General features: G+C 71.1%; 12 protein-coding genes and 1 pseudogene. 7 read left to right on the top strand and 6 right to left on the bottom strand.

Going from position 1 to position 16,961, the window contains the following annotated elements:
• The first annotated feature begins 153 nt into the window (after positions 1 to 153).
• The 3 genes from R2B38_RS04020 to R2B38_RS04030 are packed head-to-tail and all read left to right on the top strand — an operon-like array spanning position 154 to position 3,105.
• Entirely contained in the window at positions 154 to 1,143 is a 990-nt protein-coding gene (locus R2B38_RS04020) for a FecCD family ABC transporter permease (RefSeq protein WP_411978557.1), read from the top strand.
• Positions 1,140 to 2,222, top strand: coding sequence for a FecCD family ABC transporter permease (locus R2B38_RS04025; protein WP_318014985.1), 1,083 nt, complete (start codon positions 1,140 to 1,142; stop codon positions 2,220 to 2,222). Before R2B38_RS04020 ends, R2B38_RS04025 begins: the two co-directional genes overlap by 4 nt.
• 4 nt (positions 2,223 to 2,226) lie before the next feature.
• Positions 2,227 to 3,105: an ABC transporter ATP-binding protein gene (locus R2B38_RS04030; protein WP_318014986.1), complete on the top strand. Its 879-nt coding sequence runs from the start codon at positions 2,227 to 2,229 to the stop codon at positions 3,103 to 3,105.
• An 82-nt stretch (positions 3,106 to 3,187) separates the two neighbouring features.
• On the opposite strand, the gene R2B38_RS04035 is transcribed toward R2B38_RS04030, so the two are convergent.
• A complete protein-coding gene (locus R2B38_RS04035) occupies positions 3,188 to 4,141 on the bottom strand; it encodes a methionyl-tRNA formyltransferase (RefSeq protein WP_318014987.1) in 954 nt (317 codons plus the stop codon).
• Between the two features lie 110 nt (positions 4,142 to 4,251).
• Here R2B38_RS04035 and R2B38_RS04040 point away from each other — a divergent pair, with 110 nt between their 5' ends.
• On the top strand, positions 4,252 to 5,547 hold the full coding sequence (locus R2B38_RS04040; protein ID WP_411978424.1) for a lysine N(6)-hydroxylase/L-ornithine N(5)-oxygenase family protein: 1,296 nt from the start codon (positions 4,252 to 4,254) through the stop codon (positions 5,545 to 5,547).
• A 96-nt stretch (positions 5,548 to 5,643) separates the two neighbouring features.
• On the opposite strand, the gene R2B38_RS04045 is transcribed toward R2B38_RS04040, so the two are convergent.
• From R2B38_RS04045 to R2B38_RS04060, 4 genes are all read right to left on the bottom strand, one after another.
• Positions 5,644 to 6,183 carry an isochorismatase family protein gene (locus R2B38_RS04045; RefSeq protein ID WP_318014989.1) on the bottom strand — a complete coding sequence of 180 codons (540 nt, stop codon included), beginning with the start codon at positions 6,181 to 6,183 and terminating at the stop codon, positions 5,644 to 5,646.
• A 169-nt stretch (positions 6,184 to 6,352) separates the two neighbouring features.
• Positions 6,353 to 7,852: an amidohydrolase gene (locus R2B38_RS04050; RefSeq protein WP_318014990.1), complete on the bottom strand. Its 1,500-nt coding sequence runs from the start codon at positions 7,850 to 7,852 to the stop codon at positions 6,353 to 6,355.
• Between the two features lie 105 nt (positions 7,853 to 7,957).
• On the bottom strand, positions 7,958 to 10,435 hold the full coding sequence (locus R2B38_RS04055; protein WP_318014991.1) for a beta-glucosidase family protein: 2,478 nt from the start codon (positions 10,433 to 10,435) through the stop codon (positions 7,958 to 7,960).
• 280 nt (positions 10,436 to 10,715) lie between these two features.
• Positions 10,716 to 12,497, bottom strand: coding sequence for a ricin-type beta-trefoil lectin domain protein (locus R2B38_RS04060; RefSeq protein ID WP_411978558.1), 1,782 nt, complete (start codon positions 12,495 to 12,497; stop codon positions 10,716 to 10,718).
• Between the two features lie 439 nt (positions 12,498 to 12,936).
• Between R2B38_RS04060 and galU the strand changes: the two genes are divergently transcribed.
• A complete protein-coding gene (gene galU, locus R2B38_RS04065) occupies positions 12,937 to 13,902 on the top strand; it encodes a UTP--glucose-1-phosphate uridylyltransferase GalU (protein ID WP_318014993.1) in 966 nt (321 codons plus the stop codon).
• A 93-nt stretch (positions 13,903 to 13,995) separates the two neighbouring features.
• Here galU and R2B38_RS04070 read toward each other — a convergent pair whose 3' ends face one another.
• Entirely contained in the window at positions 13,996 to 14,433 is a 438-nt protein-coding gene (locus tag R2B38_RS04070) for a DUF4442 domain-containing protein (RefSeq protein WP_019071039.1), read from the bottom strand.
• 162 nt (positions 14,434 to 14,595) lie between these two features.
• Between R2B38_RS04070 and R2B38_RS04075 the strand changes: the two genes are divergently transcribed.
• Both R2B38_RS04075 and R2B38_RS04080 read left to right on the top strand, forming a co-directional pair.
• The gene (locus tag R2B38_RS04075) at positions 14,596 to 15,630 is read left to right on the top strand and encodes a hypothetical protein (protein ID WP_318014994.1); all 1,035 of its coding nucleotides are present in this window, start codon (positions 14,596 to 14,598) and stop codon (positions 15,628 to 15,630) included.
• Positions 15,631 to 15,723: 93 nt separating this feature from the next.
• A pseudogene (locus R2B38_RS04080) lies at positions 15,724 to 16,950 on the top strand (MFS transporter); the annotation flags it as partial.
• Between the last annotated feature and the right edge of the window lie 11 nt (positions 16,951 to 16,961).

A 16,961-nucleotide genomic window follows, 5' to 3' on the forward strand; every position in this document is an offset into this window, starting at 1 on the left:
CATGTCACAGCCACTGAGGTTATGCTCACCTAAGCTGCTGGCCGGGCTGCCCGGTGGTCCGCCAACAGGGCTCCAGAGCACCGAAGATGACCCGGAAGACGACATGGAGACCGGCACGTGGCTTCAGGCAGAAGGCTTCGCACCACGGCGCTGGTGACGGTGATCGTCGCCCTCCTCGTCCTGCTGTCCCTGCTGTCGGTCGCCCTCGGCGCGCTCAGCGTTCCGCTCGACCAGGTCGTGCGCTCGGTCCTCGGCCATCCGCCGAGCCGCCTCGTCGACAACGTCATCTGGTCGGTGCGCGTGCCCCGCACGCTGCTCGGCCTGACGACGGGCGCCGCGCTCGGCCTGTCCGGCGCGCTGATGCAGGCCCTGACCCGAAATCCCCTCGCGGACCCGGGAATTCTCGGGGTGAGCGCGGGGGCGTCCTTCGCGATCGTCATGGCGGTCGGCGTGTTCGGAGTCGCGTCGCTCTACGGCTATGTGTGGTTCGCGTTCGGCGGGGCGCTCGTCGCGAGTGTCGTGGTCTTCTTCCTGGGGCGGATGGGCCGATCCGGGGCCACACCGGTCAAGTTGGCGCTCGCCGGGGTCGCGATCACCTCGTTGCTCCAGTCGTTCACGAGCGCCATCGTCCTCACCGACCAGGACGCGCTGGACCGTTACCGCTTCTGGTCGGCCGGCACCCTCGCCGACCAGGACTCCGGCGAGCTGGTGCGCATCCTGCCCTTCCTCGTCGTGGGCGCGGTCCTGGCCCTGGCCTGCGCGCCCGCCCTCAACAGCATGGCCCTCGGCGACGACGTGGCCGCCTCCCTGGGACGGCGGTTGGGTCTCGTACGGCTCCAAGGGGTCACCGCCGTCGTGCTGTTGACCGGCGCGTCGGTGGCCGTCATCGGTCCCGTGGTCTTCCTCGGTCTGGTCGTCCCGCACATCGCGCGGGTCCTCGCGCAGTACGCCGGGATCGGCCCCGACTACCGCTGGCTGCTGCCCCTTTCGGCCGCGCTCGCGCCCCTCCTGCTGCTGTCCGCCGACATCCTCGGCCGGATGGTGGACCGCCCGACCGAGATCCAGGCCGGTGTCCTCGTCGCCTTCCTCGGCGGCCCGTTCTTCATCGTCCTGGTCCGCCGCCGGAAGCTCGCGGAGGTATGAGCGTGCCCACACCCGTAGTCGCTCCCCCGCGCGCCGCCCTCGCCGACCGGCCGTTCCGGCTGACCGTGCCCCCGGTGTCCGGCGTGCTGCGTCCACGCCTGCTGCTCACGGGAGTTGGGGTCACGCTCGGCGCGTTCCTGCTCTTCTGCTGGGGTCTGACCATCGGCGACTATCCCGTCGCCTTCACGGATGTCATCCGGGCCCTGTGGGGCTCGGGCGACGCGGGCACGGTCATCGTCGTCCAGGATCTACGGCTGCCTCGTGCCCTGGTCGGGCTACTGGTCGGCGTCGCGTTCGGGGTCTCCGGTGCGGTGTTCCAGACGATGACCCGCAACCCGCTGGCCAGCCCCGACATGATCGGACTCACCGAGGGCGCCGGAACCGCCGTGGTGGCGGCGGTGGTTCTGGGCTGGACCGGTGGACTTGGGCTCTCCACGCTGGGGTTGGTCGGCGCACTGGCCACCGCACTGCTCGTGTACGTGCTGGCCTGGAAGGGCGGGGCCACCGGGTACCGCATCATCCTCGTCGGCATCGGGGTCTCCTGGATCTGCTCCAGCGCCACCAACTTCCTTGTGGCGCGCGGCAATCGCTTCGAGGCGGAGGCGGCGCTCGGCTGGCTGGTCGGCAACCTCAACGGCCGGACCTGGAACCAGGTGGACTCGCTGGCCATCGCCCTGGCCGTACTCCTGCCGATCACCCTCGGCATGGGCCGCTGGATGCGCACGCTGATGCTCGGCGACGACGTGGCCGCCGGGCTCGGCACCCCCGTCCAACCCGTGCGCCTGGCCCTGCTGTTGGCCGGTGTGGGCCTCGTCGCGTTCGGTACGGCGGCAGCCGGGCCGGTGGCGTTCGTCGCGCTGGCCTGTCCGCAGATCGCCCAGCGGCTGGCGGGCACCTCGTCGCCGCCCCCGCTCGTCTCCGGTCTCACCGGCGCGCTCGTCGTCCTCGGTTCCGATCTCCTCGCCCGCGAGGCGATCCCGGGGACGGAACTGCCGGTCGGGATCGTCACCGGCGCCCTCGGCGCGCCGGTCCTGCTGTGGCTGCTCATCCGCGCCAACCGCGCGGGCTCTGGAGGCTGATCGCATGTCGACCACTGACCCGCGTGCCCCGCGGACGTCCGAATCCCCGGCCGCCGGGCCGGAGTTGCGGGCGCGTGATCTTCATCTCGCCTACGACGGCAGGGCCGTGGTCGAGAACCTGAACCTCACGGTGCCGACCGGCCGGATCACGGCGATCGTCGGCGCCAACGCCTGTGGAAAATCGACCCTGTTGCGGGCGCTGGCCCGCCTCCTGGCCCCGCGCGAAGGCGTGGTGGAGCTGGACGGCGTCGCCCTGCGCTCCGTCCCCACCCGTGAACTCGCCCGCAAACTGGGCATCTTGCCGCAGACGCCGGTGGCGCCCGAGGGTCTGACGGTCCTCGACCTGGTCGGCCGGGGCCGGTCCCCGCACCAGACCTGGTGGCGGCAGTGGTCGGCGGCCGACGAGGAGGCCGTGCACGCGGCCCTTGAGGCGACCAACCTGACCGACCTCGCCGAGCGCCCGGTCGACGAACTCTCCGGCGGCCAGCGCCAACGCGCCTGGATCGCCATGGCCGTCGCCCAGGGCACCCCGGTCCTGCTCCTCGACGAACCGACGACCTATCTCGACCTCGCCCACCAGATCGACGTACTCGACCTGATCACGGACCTCAACCGGCGCGAGGGCCGCACCGTCGTGATGGTGCTGCACGACCTCAACCAGGCCTGCCGGTACGCCGATCACGTCATCGCGATGAAGGCCGGCCGCATCGTCGCCGAGGGCGCTCCCGCCGACGTCGTCACCGAGGCGACCGTCGAGGACGTCTTCGACCTGCGCTGCCGCATCACACCCGACCCGGTGAGCGGCACGCCGTTGGTGATACCGCTGGGGCGGCACCACCACGACGGCAACTCCCGTACCGAGGACGCTGTTTCGACCCGCTGAGGCCCCCGCCGGTGCTTGCCTTCCACCCCACCGAGGCCCCCGTCGGCGCGTGACGGGGGCCCGGTCGTTCAGAAGCGGGACGTCAGGGCCGGGACGTCAAGTACCCGCCCATCGTGCGGAAGTAGTCGCCGGCCGCGTACTCCGTGCCGTCGTCCGTGCGCACCCGGCGCACCAACAGCCCCCGGCCGCGCCCGGTATGGGCCTCCGGGCCGGCCACTATGACCACGCCGTCGCCCTCGCGGATGAAGATCCGGCCCGGGGTGCCGCCGTAGCGTCCCTCCGAGACGGCCGCGGAGACGATCCTGAGCCGCTGACCGCGGTGGAAGGCGTAGGCGTTCGGGTACGGGTCCGACTGGGCCCGTACGAGGCGCTCCAGGCGTTCCGCGGGCCAACTCCAGTCGATGCGGCTGTCCTCGGCCGAGCGCTTGTGGAAGAAGCTGGCGCGGCTGCGGTCCTGCGGCACCCACTGCCCGGCGTCGCGGCCGGAGGCGATCAGGTCGAGGGACTCGCGGACGATGGGCGCGATGAGGTCGACGGTCCGGTGGAACAGGTCGGTCGCCGTGTCGGCGGGTCCGACCGGTACCGAGCGCTGGATCAGGACGTCCCCGGCGTCGAGTTCGCCGTTCATGCGGTGCGCGGTGACGCCGACGCGCGGCTCGTCGTTCAGGAGCGCCCAGATGATCGGCGAGAAGCCCGCGTACGACGGCAGCAGCGAGTCGTGGACGTTGAGGGTGCCGTGCGGCGGGAGGTCGAACAGCTCCGGCGGCAGCCAGGTCCGCCAGTTGTTGGCGACGATGATGTCCGGCCGCGCTTCCCGTACGGCGTCGAGGAGTTCGGCGTCGTCGGGGCGGTTGCGCAGCAGGACGGGGACGTCGTTCTTCTCGGCGAGTTCGGCGACGCTGTCGCCCCAGATCTTCTCGTAGGCGTGCTCACTTTTCGGGTGGGTGACGACGAGAACGACCTCGTGGTCGGAGTCCAGCAACGCCTGCAGCGTGCGGTGACCCCAGGTCTGATAGCCGAGCATGACGACCCGCATGACGGTCCTTCCCTTCAACGACTCATTGCAAGGTAAGCCTTACCTTATCTAGCATTGGGTTGCCTGAGGGAGGCGATGCCACGGTGAAGTCACCGCTACTGGATTCCGAAGTGGTCCACGACATACTCGGAATCGGATTCGGTCCGTCAAATCTCGCTCTGTCCATAGCGGTTGAGGAGCACAACAAGAGCCTTCCGGCAGACAGCCGTCTCGACGCCCTGTTCCTGGAACGCCAGCCGCGCTTCGGCTGGCACCGGGGCATGCTGATCGACGACGCCACGATGCAGGTGTCGTTCCTCAAAGACCTGGTCACGCTGCGGAATCCGACCAGCGACTACAGCTTCCTCTGCTTCCTGCGCGAACAGGGCAGACTGATCGACTTCCTGAACCAGAAGACCCTGTTCCCGCTGCGCGTGGAGTTCCACGAGTACTTCGAGTGGGCGGCCGAACGGGTCAACCACCTGGTCTCCTACGGCAGCGAGGTCGTCGCCGTCGACCCGGTGCGCGGCGACGACGGCGAGATCGCCTACTTCGACGTCACCAGCCGCGACCCTTCGGGTTCCGGTACGACGATCACCCGCCGGGCGCGCAACATCAGCGTCGCGATGGGACTTGAGCCGCACGTTCCGCCGGGGCTCGAACTGGCCGAACGCATCTGGCACAACAGCGAGTTGATCCCCCGCGCGACCCGGCTCGCCGACGAGGGCAAGCCGGTGCAGCGGGCCGTGGTGCTCGGCGCCGGGCAGAGTGCCGCCGAGGCGGTGGACTATCTGCACCGCACCTTCCCGGACGCCGAGGTGTGCTCGGTGTTCGCCAAATACGGCTACACCCCGGCCGACGACAGCCCGTTCGCGAACCGCATCTTCGACCCGGAGGCGGTGGACGTCTACTTCTCGGCCCCGTCCGAGGTCAAGCAGTCGCTCATCGACTACCACCGCTCCACCAACTACTCCGTGGTGGACATGGAGTTGATCGAGGCGCTGTACGCCACCGCCTACCGGGAGAAGGTGGCCGGCCGCGAACGGCTGCGCTTCCTCAACGTCTCCCGCATCCGCGCCGTCGACCCCGCGGCGGACGGCGGTCTCGACGTCGCCGTGGAGTTCCTGCCCACCGGCGAGAAGCAGGTGCTGTCCGCCGATGTGCTGGTGCTCGCCACCGGTTACCGTCCCCGCGACCTGAGTTCACTGCTCGGCGAGGCCGCGAAGCTCTGCCTGCGGGACGACGGCGACGAGATCCGCGTGGGCCGCGACCACCGGGTCGAGACGGTCCCCGAGGTCACCGCGGGCCTCTACCTCCAGGGCGGCACGGAGCACACGCACGGGCTGACCAGCACGCTGCTGTCGACGGTCGCGGTGCGGGCGGAGGAGATCCACCGGTCGGTACAGGCGGCGAAACTGCCCGTCTGACCCACCCCGACTCCCCGGGCCCGGAGGGTACGGTCCCTTCCGGGCCCGGGGTTTTCTCTGTGCGTGGCTTTCGCCGTTGGTCAAACCTCCGTCAGATCAACGGCGTTGGGAATCGGACACGCCGAACACATCCGCCACTCCCCGTACGGTCCGCACCGCGCCGCAGGTCGCCGCGATCCAGTCCACGGCCATCCGGTGGTCGTCGTGCGCGCGGTCGGCCACCGCGTCCGCGACGACGAAGGGCTCCATGTCCTGCATCCAGGCGTCGGCCGCCGTGAGCAGCACCTGGGTGCGGGCGAACACCCCGACGATGACCGGCTGGTCGCGCCCCAACTCCGCGAGCCTGCGCCGCAGTCGGGTCCCGGCGAAGGCACTGAACCGCTTCGCCACCAGCACGCTGTCGCCGACCTGCGGCCGGATCGCGTCCACGACGTCACGGGAGTCCTCGCCGCCGGGCAGGCGTGGATGCCCGAAGCTGGTCTCCCGGCCGTCCGGTTCCCGCTCGGCGGTCTTGAGGGTGTAGAGGACGGGGATCCCCGCTGCCCGCGCCGATTCCGTCAACAGGCCGACTCCAGCGAGGAGTTCACCGACCGGCGCGGAGGACTCCCGCAGGACGTGCAGGAAGTGGTTCTGCACGTTCAGGACCACCAGCGCCGCGCGGCCCGGGTCGATGGCCCAGCCCGTCCGGTCGGGGGCAGCGCGGCGGAACCGGGCATGACGTACGGGACCATGTCGGATGTCGGCATACGCAGCGGCCTCTCACCGGTCGTCGGTGGTCGTGGGGAAGGGTGAGCGCGGTGCCGGCTCAGTAAGGCCCATGGGTCCAGCGGCCGTTGGTCATCGTGGCGTGGACCGGCATAGCGCGCAGGGTGTCCGGTTCGGCGTCCAGGGGATCCGCGTCGACGGCCACCAGGTCGGCCGGGTCGCCGACCCTGATGAGCCGGCGTCCGCGCGCCGCGGCGACCAACGCGTCCGGGACGGACAGGCGTTGCTCCGGGTGCCAGGCTGGGCGTTCGTCGTCGGTGCGGTTGACGGCCGACGCGATGGCGAGCCAGGGGTCGAGGGGCGAGACCGGGGCGTCCGAGCCGAACTCCAGCCGTGCACCGGCGGCGAGCAGGTCGCCGTAGGGGAAGGCGCGTCCGGTGCGTCCGGCCCAGTGCCGGTCCGCCACGTCGCGGTCGTCCGTCGCGTGCCGGGGCTGTACGCCCGCCGTGACCCCCAACTGGGCGAAGCGCGGCAGGTCTTGGGGGCTCAGCAACTGCGCGTGCTCGATCCGGCCGCGGCAGCGCACCGCCTCGAAGGCGTCCAGGGCAACGGTGTTGGCGCGGTCGCCGATGGCGTGCACGGCGGGTTCGATACCGTGCGCCGCGGCGCGCCGCATGAGCCGTACGAGCTCGTCGGGCGCCGTCTCCTCGATGCCGTGGGCGCCGTCCGTGTCCTCAAGTCCCGGGTAGGGGTCGCGGCACAGGGCGGTGCGGGTGTTCAGTGAACCGTCCGTGAAGAGTTTCAGCGGCCCGACCCGAACCAGGCTCCCGTCGGCGCCGACCGCGTCCCCGGTCCGCAGCCCGCGCTTGATCGCCGCGTCCAGGTAGCTCGGATACACCGCGGCCGACACCCGTACGGCGGGCCGGAATCGGGCCGAACGCCGTTCCCAGTCCGCGACCGTGTCGCCGAACTGGAAGTCGATGACACCGCTGACCCCGCGCGCGGCGGCAACCCGGCAGGCCTCCTCGATCCACCCGTCGACCACGTCGTCCGGCGCGGCGGGCAGGGCGGACAGGACCTCGTGGGCCTCGTGTTCCCGGATCAGGCCGGTGGGGTGGTCGCCCCGCCCGACCAGGGCGAGGCAGGCGGAGTTGAGCCACGCGGCGTGCAGATCGGCGCTGACCAGGGCGACCGGCCGGTCGGGCAGCACCGCGTCCAGCAGCGCCTTGTGCGGGGCGTCGGCCCACAGCCCGTCCCGGAACCCGTATCCGTAGAGCACCGAGCCGTCGGCCGCCCCGGCCCGCTCCCGGACGAGGTCGGCGACGGCCCGCGCGGACCCGGTACCGGCCAGGTCGAGCCGGTGCCGGGCACTCGCCCACTCCGCCAGATGGACATGGGCGTCCCACAGTCCGGGCAGCAACACCCGCCCGTCCAGATCGAGTTCACGCCCACCGCCGACCTCGACGCCCGAACCCGAACCCGCGTCCGTCTCGGGTACGACGTGAGTGATCCGGCCGTCCGCCACCCGCACCCGGGCGAGCGGCCCACCGGCACCCAGTCGTACCCGGGTCAGGATCAGAGCGCTCGGGTTGTCCGCCATAAGGGCCTCCAGGGGAATGCCGGGGCATCCCGCCAACGATTCCACCAAGTTAAGTAAGGCTTACCTTACCTTGTGGATCGCGCCCTGCGCCGCTCTCTCCGCCGCTCACTTCACGTCGACACTCGTCCGCACCCGCAGATCCCCCGCAGAGGCGCCTACCCACACGGCCCGCCGCCCGCGCCCGAGCACCCACGCGTGCCGCTTCGCGTCCCACGACGACAACGTACGCGCATCGACATGCACGGTCACCCGCCGCCGCTCCCCGCCCCGCAGCATGAGTCGTCGATAGCCGCCCAACACCCTTACCGCCTGGTCGAGTCGGAGGTCCGGTGAGCGGCCGACGTACACCTGAGGCACCGCGATGCCGTCCCGGCGGCCGGTGTTGCGGACCGTGAAGGTCACGTCGATCCCGTGCCCGTTCCGCCGCGCCGACTCGTCCTCGTAGGAGAAGGAGGTGTACGAGAGCCCGTGCCCGAAGGGGTAGAGGGGCCGGACGCCCTCCGCGTCGTACCAGCGGTAGCCGACATGGATGCCCTCCGAGTACTCCTCGACGCCGTTCACGCCGGGGTAGCGGAGCGGGTCGCCGGCGACCGGGTGGTGGGCGTCGTCGACCGGGAAGGACTGGGTGAGCCGGCCGCCGGGGTCGCAGTCGCCGAACAGGACGGCGGTCGTGGCGGCGGCGCCCTCCTGGCCCGGGTAGTACATCTGGAGGACCGCGCCGGTGCGGGCCAGCCACGGCATCGACGTCGACGACGAGGTGTTGAGGACCACCGCGGTGCGCGGGTTCGCGGCTGTGACGGCGGCTATCAACTTCGCCTGGTTTCCCGGTAGTTCGAGGGTCGTGCGGTCGAGGCCCTCCGTGGCGTCCTCGTAGGCGAACAGGACGACACTGCGGGCACCGCGCGCCGCGGTGACCGCCTCGGTGACGTCCTGGGCGCGCGTCGCGCCGGTGATGCGCCGCAGCCGGAACAGGAGTCCGGCGTCGCCGCCCTCGGCGGTGATCTTCAGGGTGTGGGCGCCCCGGGCGAGGGTGAGGGTCTTGCGGCGGACGGAGAGGCCGTCGGGGTCGACCGAGACCAGGCCGCCGGAGAAGTACTCGCCGTACCCGGCCGCGATCGGGAACAACTCCACGCCGTCCAGGAGGACTTGAGGGCGGGCGGTGGGGGCCGAGTCGAAGTGCAGGACGAACGTCCACTCGTCGGGTTCGCTCACGGTGAGCGAGCCGTCGTACTGCCAGCTCTTGCCCGCGTCCACCCGCTGGCCCTCGCTGTCGAAGGCGGGTGTGAGTACGGACGCGGGGATGGCCTTGCCGAACAGGTCCTCGCCGAGCGCGTAGGTAACCCGGTTCCGCGAACCCGCCCGCGCCCTGATCGCGTCGAGCGGGCTGTCCGCGTGGTCCGGTACGACATGCGCGCTGCCGCCGCCGCTGACGAAGGGCAGGGTGCCAGTGGGGCCGATCACCGCGATGCCGCCGCTGCCGGTCAGCGGAAGGGTGCGGTTCTCGTTGCGGAGCAAGGTGGCTCCCGCCTTGGCGACTTCCAGGGCTACGGCCGCGCCCGCCTTCGCGTCGCGATCGGGCCGGGGCGGAACGCTGCCGTCGAGGAGCCCGAACCGGTCCATGACGCCGAGGATCCGGCGCACCGCGCGATCGACGTACCGCTCGGGCAGACTCCCGTTCTGTACAGCCGACTTGAGGGGCGCGCCGAAGTAAGTGCCGTCCGGCATCTCCATGTCGAGGCCGGCGGTGATCGCGGCGACGGTGCTGTGCGCGGCGAACCAGTCGGTCATCACCCAGCCCTCGAAGCCCCATTGGCCGCGCAGGACATCGGTGAGGAGGGTCTTGTTCTCGCAGGCGAAGGTGCCGTTGACCTTGTTGTACGCACCCATCACGGCACCGGTGCCCGCGCCGACGGCCGCCTCGAAACCCCTCAACTCGATCTCGTGCATGGTCTGTTCGTCGACCCGCACGTCGATGGAGTCGCGGTCCTTCTCCTGGTTGTTCATCGCGAAGTGCTTGACGGTCGCGATGAGTCCCTCGCCCTGGATGCCCTTGATCTCGGCGGCGACCAGATCACCGGCGAGCAGCGGATCCTCGCTGAGGGTTTCGAAGTTGCGGCCCGCGTACGGGGTCCGGATGAGGTTGACCATCGGCGACAGCAGGACGTCCTGGCCGAGCGCACGGCCTTCCCGGCCGACCACCTGGCCGTAGCGGCGGGCGAGTTCGGGGTCGAAGGCGGAGGCGAGCAGGACGGGCGCCGGGAGGGCGGTGGCGTGTGCGGTGACACGGACGCCGGCCGGTCCGTCGGTGAGCCGTAGCGGCGGGATCTTCAGGCGGGGGACGCCGGGGATGTAGCCGGCCTGGCCGAGCGAGTCCGGGTCGGTGGCGCCGTGCAGGAGGGAGATCTTCTCGTCCAGGGTGAGCTTGGCCAGGAGTCCTTCGACGCGGGGACCGGCCCCCGCCTCGGGTCTGGCCTGCGCGTACGCGTGCGACGGGGAGACGAGTCCGGTGGTGGCCGCGCTGGCGACAGCGATCGCGCCGCCCAGCAGACGCAGGGCGGATCGCCGGGACACGGTGTCGGTCATGAGCCGTCACTCCTTCGGTGTGCGGGCACGACGTTGTGGACCGCGAGCGCGCCTCGATGCCCCGGGCTGTGTTCGGTATCTGAACTCACCTTGCGCGGAACCTGACTTGACGACCCGTTGGACACCACTGGCGCGGCGGGAAAACTATGACCGTCACTGACTCGTGTCAATGACCCGAACAGGAATCGGTCGCGCGCCGACAAGAACCGAAGGGTGAGAAGAGCCGAAGGGTGAGCAGAGTGCGGGGCCACCCCGGTGGGGCGGCCCCGCGGGTCGTGCGTCAGTGAAGGGACGGGAGGAGGGAGGTCACGGTGTCCGCGACGGCCGCCACGACCGTCGTCAGCGGCTGCGCGGCCTCGCCGACACCGCTCGACGGCGCGGGCTCCGGCGCCGGTTCGTCGCAGCAGGCGACCTGCGCGGCGCGGGGTGCGTACTGCGGCTGATCCTGTTGCGGAAGGTTCGAGAGCGGAGGCGGCGGTACGTCGCCCTGGGGCGCGCCCTCGGGCGGCGCGGGCGCGTCCGGTGCGCCGTTCCCCGGCACTTCCCCCTTCCCCGTCCCCTTCCCGTCCGCCTCGCCCGGTCCGTTCGGGTCGCCCTGCTTCACCCGCGCGTCGGCCGCGGATTCCAGGGCCCACCGCTGCCCGGCGGACCCGTCCCGCTCCGTCACCACGACCCGCGCCCCGGCCTTCGCGCTCGCGGGCGCGACCGCCAGCCCCTGGCTCCAGCGGAGCAGGAACTCGCCCCGCACCGTCAGGTCGTAGTGCACCTCGCCCGCGTGCACCAGGCAGCCGGCCAGGCGGACCGTGCGCGCGGTGGTGTCGGTGGCGAGGCAGAGTCCCGGGTCGGTGAGGCTGCGCAGCAGGCCGTCCTGGTCGTACGACCACTGCTGTGATCCGGCGGCCGAGCAGGCCGCCATGGTGACGGCGGCGCCGGACCGCACCTGGCCGCCCGGGATGTCGAGGCAGAGGCCGGAGGCGAGGCTGCGCAGGACGCCCTGCTGGACGACTCCCGCCACTCCCCCGTCGGCACCGGCGGCCGACGCGGAGGCGGCGGCACCGTCGGACGAGGGCGCGCCGACCGGGCTCGGGTGGGTCGAGCTGCCGCTGGCGGCGCCCCAAGTGACGCGCGGATCGGGCGTGTTGCCTCCTTCGGTCCAGCCCTTGCTGGCGAGCACGGTCGCGAGCAGGGCGAGGGAGGTCAGGCCCACGCCCACGAGCGCGGCCTTGGGGTGCCTGCGCGGGAAGGCCAACCGGCCGTCGGGCGTGGGGCGGTGGCGGCCCATCGGACGGCGGGCGGTGCGGGCGTAGGTCTCGGGGGTCTCGCGGCCGGGCCGTGAGTCGAGGTAGCGGCGGGCGCCCCAGCCGAGGACCGTCTCGGCGAGCAGCACTTCGAGGCCGCCTTCGAAATGGCTCAACTGCTCTGCCGCGAAACGGCAGTAGCGGCACGTCATGAGATGCCGTTGCACATCGGGCAACAGACTGCCGCCGCGGCGGATCGGGACGTCCAGGAGCCGGTTGTAGTGACGGCATTCCGCGGTCGGCGCCAGTTCCTTATGGGCACGTGCACAGCCCTGTCGGAATTGCTCTCGCGCCCGATCCAGCGCGGCACTCGCGGTGACCTCGTCCACGCCCAGCAGACCGGCCGGTACGGATATGGGTTCGGCCTCGACCTCGGCGTGCCACAGCAGGCATTGGGAGGCGCCGGACAGCGCGCCGAAAGCACGTTCCGCGAGCTTCCGCCTTTCGGAGGTGCCGGGCCTCGCCGCGCGTAGACCTCGGGCGCCAGTAGGTTTACGAAGTTCCGGCAGCACCGCGGCAATTCGCTCCTCCGCCGCCCACGTCTTCACCATCTCCCTTACCGCCACGAGGAGTTGGGGACGCAGGGCGCCGCCGGTGGCGCGGCCCGCTAGTACCTGGTGGAAGGCCGCGCTGGCCACCATGGACGCCGAACTGTCGGCGGTGGCAAGACAGATGACCGCATATTCGCTTGTCGCCTGCCAGTGTCGTGCCAGCAGCAGTGCCACGGCACGGGTGCCCGCCGCCTTATCGCCGAGTTGCGCCACGAGATTGCGGTCGGACTCCCCCGGGCTGGATCCGGGGCGGGGCGGGAACGGCGGGCGTGGGGGGTTGGGGGATTGCACGGAACCATTTCCTTCCAAGCCGCAGGACGGCACACCGAATGGCCGCCCTCGGAAAGCAGGTGCTTGATTGGTGCATACCTATGAGATGTCAGAAGGCGCCGGAAGTGACGCTGACCATTGCCTTCCGATGCCTACTGACAGCCGGTCTCACGGGGTGGCTCACACTCGCACAAGCGGCTGACAGGAAACAAGGAGTTCGAGTGACCGATGTTCAAAACGCAGAGAATTCAGATTGGTTACCGCCGGTATCCACAGGCGTCTCCACGAAATCTCCAACTCCCCCGCGAACTAAGGGAGGCGCACAGGGAACTCCGAAGTTTCTCTCGGGGTGCTCTCATCACCGTGCCCCACCATGGGCCGCATGATCGCCCCCCACTCTTCAGCCACCCCCGCACCCGCCCGCGTCCCCACGGTCCGCAAGGCGGTCGTACCGGCCGCCGGGCTCGGCACGCGGTTCCTGCCCGCGACGAAGGCGACGCCGAAGGAGATGCTCCCGGTCGTCGACAAGCCCGCGATCCAGTACGTCGTCGAGGAGGCCGCCGCGGCCGGACTCGACGACATCCTGATGGTCACCGGCCGGCACAAGCGCGCCATCGAGGACCACTTCGACCACGCCTTCGAACTCGAACAGGCCCTGGCCGCCAAGGGCGACACCGTGCGCCTGGACGCCGTACGCGACCCCGCACGCCTCGCGGACATCCACCACATCCGCCAGGGCGACCCGCTCGGCCTCGGCCACGCGGTGCTCTGCGCCCGCCACCACGTCGGCGACCAGCCCTTCGCGGTCCTCCTCGGCGACGACCTGATCGACCCGCGCGAGACCCTGCTCAGCCAGATGCTGGAGGTCCGCGAACGGTACGCCGGCAGCGTGGTCGCCCTCATGGAAGTCCCCGCGGAATCAGTCCACTTGTACGGCTGCGCGGCCGTGGAGCCGACCGGCGAGGAGGGTGTCGTACGCGTCACCGGCCTGGTCGAGAAGCCGTCCCGCGAGGACGCGCCGAGCCGCTACGCAGTAATCGGCCGCTACGTCCTCGACCCCGCGATCTTCCCCACCCTGGAGCGCACCCCGCCCGGCCGCGGCGGCGAGATCCAACTCACCGACGCCCTGCAGGAGTTGGCCGCCCAAGGCACGGTCCACGGAGTCGTCTTCAAGGGCCTGCGCTACGACACCGGCGACAAGGCCGACTACCTGCGCACGGTGGTCCGGCTGGCCTGCGACCGCGACGACCTGGGGCCCGAATTCGTCGCGTGGCTCAAGGAGTTCGTGGCGGGACTGGAGAGCGGCGGGAGCACCGAAGAGGGCGAGGGCACGCGGATCGCGGCCTGAACCCCGGACCCGGACAGCGGTCTGGACCCCGGACATACGGGGGCCCGGTCATCCGTAGGCGATGACCGGGCCCCCGTAACGGAGTTGAACCGATCAGCCGTTCGGCCGGAGGGTCCAGGTGACCGTCATCTCGCCGGTGACGGCGCCGTCCTCGCGCTGGATGGCGACGGTGACGGGGAACTCGGGGCGCTCGCCCGCGTCGAGTTCGGCGACGACGTCGGCGGCGGGGCGGCCGAGGGTCGCGGTGGCCTTCACCGGGCCGAGGGCGATCTTCTTGAACGCGATCTCGGCGTTGACCGGAAGCGGCACGGCCCGCGAGAGCTGGTCGCCGAAGGCGGCGAGGACGATCGCGCCGCTGGCGGACTCGCCGAGGGTGAACATGGCACCGGCGTGCGGCCCGCCGACGTGGTTGCGGTACTCGCTCTGATCCGGCAGGGCCAGCACGGCCCGCTCCGGACTGGTCTCCAGATACTCCAGGTTCAGGGTCCGAACCATCGGCACCGTGGCGGCGAGCAATTCGCCTATCGACATCTGGTCAGCACTCATGACGGTGATGTTACCCACGAGTAGCCACATCTGGCCAGGTGTGCGCCCGCACACACCGCGCGGCCGTCCACTCGGCATGGAGTTGGTACGACCCTGACAAGGGGCGGTGACCCAACCGTGTCCGGGGCCGCACTAGGGTTACTGCCCATGTGGCCAGGACAGCAGCCGCCCGGGGGCGAGCAGAACCCGCAGGACAACCCGTACCAGCAGCCGGGGTACCAACAGCCGAATCCGTATCAGCAGCCCGGCTACCAGCAGCCCAATCCCTATGGGCAGCAGCCGCAGTGGGGCGCTCCGGGCCCCGCGGGCGGACCGCAGCTTCCTCAGCCGCCGCAGGGCGGGGGCGGCGGGAACCGCACGAAGCTGGTCGCGATCGTCGCCGCCACGGCTGTCGTCGTAGCGGCGGGTGTGACCGGTTTCCTGGTCCTCGGCGGCAACAAGGACGACAAGGCGGACGGCGGCACGGACAAGGCGAGCCAGTCTCCGTCGGCGTCCGCGGACCCGAGTGCGGCGTCCTCGGGGTCCTCCGGTTCGGACGACAACCCGCGCGGCAACGAGACCGAGAAGCCGACGATCGCGGGCTGGAAGGTCGTCGTCAACCAGAAGTACGGCACCGCCTTCGACGTCCCCGCCACCTGGGAGGTCGGCAAGCCGGGCACCTTCACGTTCTTCGAGGACGAGGTGAAGGGCGACGGCTCCCCGTACATCGGCTTCTCCGCGCCCGCCTACCTCAAGCAGAACTGGTGCGAGTCCGACGACAACAAGGACGGCACGAAGGAGACTTCGTCACTGGCGTCGAGCGGCACCAAGGGCGAGGACGGCGCCAAGGACACGGCGAGCACCGCACGCGGTGACGCGGCCGCGTTCGCGTTCGGCGGGTACACGGACCAGAAGGACTCGTCGAAGAAGTACCTGAAGATCGGCGCGGCCAAGCCGTACACGACGAAGTCGGGTGTCACCGGCAGCGTCGCCACCTCGTACACGTCCGGCGTGCCGAAGACCGGCAAGTGCTCCTCCGACGGCAAGGCGACCACGTTCGCCTTCAAGAACTCGGCGGACGACTTCGTCTCGTGGACGCTCTACGGCGCGAAGGGCGTCAGCGAGGAGATCCCCGACGCGACGATCCAGCAGATCCTGAGCACCGTACGACTGCACGGGGACCCGACGGGCGCAACGAGCTGACGGCCGTTGGCCGTTGGCGGGCGTTGACCGTTTGGCTCGATTCTGGCGGCAATCCGTTTGGCGGGATGTGGCGTGGGCGGCGATAGTCGGCCGGTGACCGTCACCGCCGCACCCCGTCGACCGCGCCGACCCGACTGGGCGGGCCGCAACTACACCCTGCTGACGGCCGCCGCGGTGGCGACCGGTCTCGGTGGCAACGGCGCGCTGATCGCGTCCGCGTTCGCCGTGCTGGAGTCGGGCGGCGACAGCGGTGACGTGGGTCTGGTGGCCGCCTCGCGCACGCTGCCGCTGGTGTTGTTCCTGCTGATCGGCGGCGCGATCTCGGACCGGGTGCCGCGCCATCACGTGATGGTCGCGGCGAACGCCCTGAGCTGCGTGTCACAGGCGACGTTCGCGGTACTCGTCCTGACCGGCGAGCCCCGCCTCTGGCAGATGATGCTGCTCACCGCGCTCGGCGGCACCGGCCAGGCGTTCTTCGGCCCGGCCGCCGAGGGCATGCTCATGTCCACGGTGAGCGGCGAACAGGCGGGCCGGGCGTTCGCGGTCTTCCGGATGGCGATGCAGGGCGCGTCACTGGGCGGTGCGGCGCTCGGCGGCGCGCTGGTCGCGGCGGTGGGCCCGGGCTGGGTGCTGGCGGTGGACGCGGCTGCGTTCGCGATCGCGGGAGGGCTCCGCTCTTTCCTGGACGTGAGCCACATCCCGCCCCGGGCGCCGGGCGGCGGGATGCTGGCCGATCTCCGGGACGGCTGGCGGGAGTTCATCGGCCGCCCGTGGCTGTGGTCCGTCGTCGTGGCCTTCTCCATCGCCAACGCGGTCGTCGGCGCGGCGGACGCGGTCTACGGCCCACTCGTCGCCCGCGACAGCCTCGGCGGCGCGGGCCCCTGGGGCCTGGCCCTGGCGGCGTTCGGCGCGGGCACGGTCGCCGGCGCCCTGTTGATGACCCGCTGGAAACCCCGCCGCCTCCTCCTGGCAGGCATGCTCGGCATCTTCCCCCTGGCCCTCCCGTCCGCGGCCCTCGCCGTCCCGGTCCCGATCGGCGTCCTGTTCGCCGTGATGTTCATCGCGGGCACGACGGTCGAGATCTTCGGGGTGAGCTGGATGACCGCCCTCCACCAGGAGATCCCGGAAGACAAGCTCTCCCGCATCTCCGCCTACGACTGGTTCGGCTCGATCGCGCTGATGCCCCTCGCCGCGGCGGCCGCCGGCCCGACGGAGTCGGCCTTCGGGCGTACGGCCGCGCTGTGGGGGTGCGCGGCCCTGGTCACGGTGGTGACGGGGGCGGTGCTGTGTGTACCGGAGGTTCGGAATCTGCGGCGGCGGGATGGGGCGGG

The organism is Streptomyces sp. N50, assembly GCF_033335955.1.
Classification (GTDB): domain Bacteria; phylum Actinomycetota; class Actinomycetes; order Streptomycetales; family Streptomycetaceae; genus Streptomyces.

Bases quoted from the DNA above. Each gene is read 5' to 3' on its own strand.
- R2B38_RS04030 (WP_318014986.1), top strand. From the start codon at position 2,227: ATGTCGACCACTGACCCGCGTGCCCCGCGGACGTCCGAATCCCCGGCC.
- galU (WP_318014993.1), top strand. From the start codon at position 12,937: ATGATCGCCCCCCACTCTTCAGCCACCCCCGCACCCGCCCGCGTCCCC.
- R2B38_RS04055 (WP_318014991.1), bottom strand. From the start codon at position 10,435: ATGACCGACACCGTGTCCCGGCGATCCGCCCTGCGTCTGCTGGGCGGC.
- R2B38_RS04050 (WP_318014990.1), bottom strand. From the start codon at position 7,852: ATGGCGGACAACCCGAGCGCTCTGATCCTGACCCGGGTACGACTGGGT.
- R2B38_RS04025 (WP_318014985.1), top strand. From the start codon at position 1,140: ATGAGCGTGCCCACACCCGTAGTCGCTCCCCCGCGCGCCGCCCTCGCC.
- R2B38_RS04035 (WP_318014987.1), bottom strand. From the start codon at position 4,141: ATGCGGGTCGTCATGCTCGGCTATCAGACCTGGGGTCACCGCACGCTG.
- R2B38_RS04075 (WP_318014994.1), top strand. From the start codon at position 14,596: ATGTGGCCAGGACAGCAGCCGCCCGGGGGCGAGCAGAACCCGCAGGAC.
- R2B38_RS04070 (WP_019071039.1), bottom strand. From the start codon at position 14,433: ATGTCGATAGGCGAATTGCTCGCCGCCACGGTGCCGATGGTTCGGACC.